The organism is uncultured Ruegeria sp. (genome assembly GCF_947489545.1).
Lineage (GTDB): Bacteria > Pseudomonadota > Alphaproteobacteria > Rhodobacterales > Rhodobacteraceae > Ruegeria.
This window is the reverse complement of record NZ_CANLDZ010000058.1, coordinates 1-3,104: the sequence shown is the minus strand read 5'-3', so window position 1 is coordinate 3,104 and position 3,104 is coordinate 1. Positions and strand designations below refer to the sequence as shown.

Below are 3,104 nucleotides of genomic sequence, written 5' to 3'. Positions count from 1 at the left end.
GCAGTTGGGGTCGGCATTGGCGGCAACTATGCCCTGACGGACCGCGTGGATCTCTTTGGCGAAGCCTCTTATGCCACGGGGCTCAGCAACGCAGGTGATACCAGCGCTCTGAGTGCAAATGCAGGCCTCAAAGTGGTGTTCTGAGGGGGTGGGTCTGGTCGTTGTGAGGACTGGAACGTCAGCAAGTAGGCAATTCAGGAGCAGCGCACCGACCACGCCGAATATCAGCCAATTCTCCGCGACAATCCTGAGTCGGCAGAATGAGCCCCAACCTGCCGTTGATCCCATTTCCGCCTTTCGTACATGCAGCGGACCGCAAACGCGCGAAAGCGGACGTTCAAAATCAGGTATCCGATGGCTGGTGAGCGGATATAGCGACATATATCCTATGCCTATCGAATAGGTCGAAAGGGATTATTTGCTCGCGAGTCTAGTTTGAGCATATTCTGTCGAAAAACTCCTGAGCTTCTTCAATCCCACTTTCCGTATCGCAATGATCAGATTTGTCCGGCCAACCACCCAATTTGCAAGCAAAGTATGGTGAAATTTGCTGTGACCAAACCAGCTTGCCACTTCTCTGTTCTACGAGTTCGTTTGCCTTGAAGAAAGTTACTAGCTCTCTGCTGACTTGAATATATGACTTTCCAGTTTTGTCATCCCAACCTTCTTGATAATCGCAATCGAAAAAAGCTTCCAAAGCCCATGCAAACAATTCCAAGGTAAGGTTCTGATGAGTTCGAACATGCTGATCAAGTTCAGATGCCGCAATTCTCATCTCATAGTAGGGCAGGCTAAGCACTTGAATTACATTCCATTTAAGTAGGCAGTTTCGAGCCATTTCCCAAGCTGTAATGCCGTCCGTCTTTAACACTGCGCCTTTGTTCGCCCTCAGTTGCTGAGCGTAGTCAAATGAACGATCAATCCCCCTTTCGTCCCAAACCTCTTTTTCCATTGAGTATTCAAACTCATTAAAGTTCGCACACATTTTGAGGGCGATATATCGCAACAAATGTGAGCAAAGTGCCTGCTGAGAGTTGTTCATTGGCATTTTTGCAGACCGGGCAGGACTGGACGCAGCAGTTTTGATCTTTTGTCTGGTTCTTTGATCCATTGTCTATTGTCCTTGTTCAGTCCCAAGACCAACCTGGTGGTCTTCTAGAGACGAATACGAAGGTAGCCTTTGTATCTCGATTTAAAGTGTTGACCAGCATTGATGTAGGAACTCGAACAATCCGGAATGCCCGCAGTGGGCTCGCACCGGACGTTCTCTGCGACAAACACGAATTGGTGGAATGAGCCCTTACCAGACCTCCGCTAGCACGATTGATTTTGCCAGCGCAGCACGTCGAGAACCGCAGAAACCGGACGTTGGATTTCTTAGGCTGGAATGGTGAGAGAGCGGACATTGCTGCCCTTCACAAAGAACCTCCCAATGGCTGCTTCACTTCCGCAATCCAGCTATAAAACGTTCAATTTTCTGTGTCACCGTTGGTTCAGAAGGGCCAGAAGACCAACTTCCGCCATTTTCGAATACTTGTTCTTGCCAAGTGGACGGTTTTTTCCGCCACAGACCACGATGTGCGGCAAACTGCATGCCATCCCAGTCCATGAACCAAACGTCTTTTGAGAGGTGGAACGTGAAATAACTGTCCGACCAGATGTAACGACTACTTACGGTTTCTCCCATTCGAGCAACTTGCAAAGCCGTCTTCAAGCTGTCGGGCGTAATGCGGCGATATCTGTCATTCACGCTCAGTATTGTCTCGCGCAGAACGCAAGTAATCAGGCACTCCTGCAATGGCACATCAACGCAAGTTAACTCTTTGACAAAATGATCAGAAACCCCATCGCCTCTTGCGTATGTTCCGCTATCAGACGAGTCATTGCTTGCCGCAACGACAAAGACGCTCTGATTTTCATCACAAAAGACCGCAAAGCCGTTTTCAGACTTCAGCTCATCTATCGGAATTACATGATCTTGGCATGATAATGGTGAATTCTCAGATTCCGAATGCACAAACAGCGAATTGCGCAGCGTCAGCGCACCAAACCGACGATAAAAATCTCGCAAAATTGGGTTCAACCAAGCGGGAATAACGCTTTCAGGAACGCCAAGATCAGAAGGGCTTACCTCGTACCAGTCGGAAAGTAGGTCTTGAAGTTGCTCTAAATCCATCATTGCGAAACAACCCTCTGTTTGCCATAGCTGACATTCGTGCGTAGCGCAGCGTCAGTCAACGTTGGGCTCAATCCGGTCATCCGACGTTTTCGCTAGGACATTGAGCCGGTTCTGGCGACTTCAAGGTCTGCTGAGCGGGGCAAAGCCGCCATCAACGGCAGCAAATTAGTTCCGCTTTTTGATGGCTCGGATCGCCGCTCGACGAGCACTTTCCCAGTGATCTGACATGGCCGGAAACTCGCGGATCAAATCAATCGTCTGTTCATCTCCATACCAACGAAGTGCCCAGAAAACCGTGCCGATTTCGGACTCATCCCCTGCCACACTCAAAAGCTTGTGTAGGAAGTCACGCACGGCTTCCACGCCTTGAGGTTTAACTTTGCTCAATCCGAATATGTTGAGCGCGCTAGCCACTTTCAGGGACATTTCGCGGTTTGCAGTGGCAGATGAAAGCTCCAGTGCTGCGATTCTGAGGGTTGCTGCAAGCGATTGATCGGACGGGATATCTTCTAAAAAACCAAAGACCAGAGGGCGTTTCACTTGATCATCAGCCAACAAAGCGACTCCGTCAAATCCGTCGACGCAATATGTCGCTACTATTTCCGCCCAGGTGGCTAGTGGGGCTTCTGGAAAACATGGATGTTGTTTCCAGTCGTGTTTCGCAGCCAAGTCTCGCAGTAGTTCAGCATTCCTTGATGAAGGTTTCTTGGCTAAGCGCGTAATGTCTTCAACCTCTACGAGGCCTTTCTGCGCCTTTGTTATTAATGTCGTGGTCAAATGATCGACCGCGCTTTCGACCTGGAAGATGTGACTTTGAGAGTAGGCACTGAGCTTCTGATGGTCAAGAAGGGCTCAGAGCGGTCATCTGACGTTTTCAATTGGACATTGAGCCAGTTCCGACGGCCTCAAGGTCTGTTCTGCGTGA

Annotated in this window: 3 protein-coding genes; all 3 read right to left on the bottom strand. The window is 49.5% G+C overall.

All coding sequences use genetic code 11. The features are described from left to right. Positions 1-430 precede the first annotated feature (430 nt). The 3 genes from Q1B13_RS26655 to Q1B13_RS26645 all read right to left on the bottom strand — a co-directional run bounded on the left by Q1B13_RS26655 (position 431) and on the right by Q1B13_RS26645 (position 2,956). Entirely contained in the window at positions 431-1,111 is a 681-nt protein-coding gene (locus tag Q1B13_RS26655) for a hypothetical protein (protein WP_299085861.1), read from the bottom strand. A 330-nt stretch (positions 1,112-1,441) separates the two neighbouring features. Further along, entirely contained in the window at positions 1,442-2,179 is a 738-nt protein-coding gene (locus Q1B13_RS26650; protein WP_299085859.1) for a hypothetical protein, read from the bottom strand. A 165-nt stretch (positions 2,180-2,344) separates the two neighbouring features. Beyond that, positions 2,345-2,956, bottom strand: coding sequence for a hypothetical protein (locus Q1B13_RS26645; RefSeq protein WP_299085857.1), 612 nt, complete (start codon positions 2,954-2,956; stop codon positions 2,345-2,347). Between the last annotated feature and the right edge of the window lie 148 nt (positions 2,957-3,104).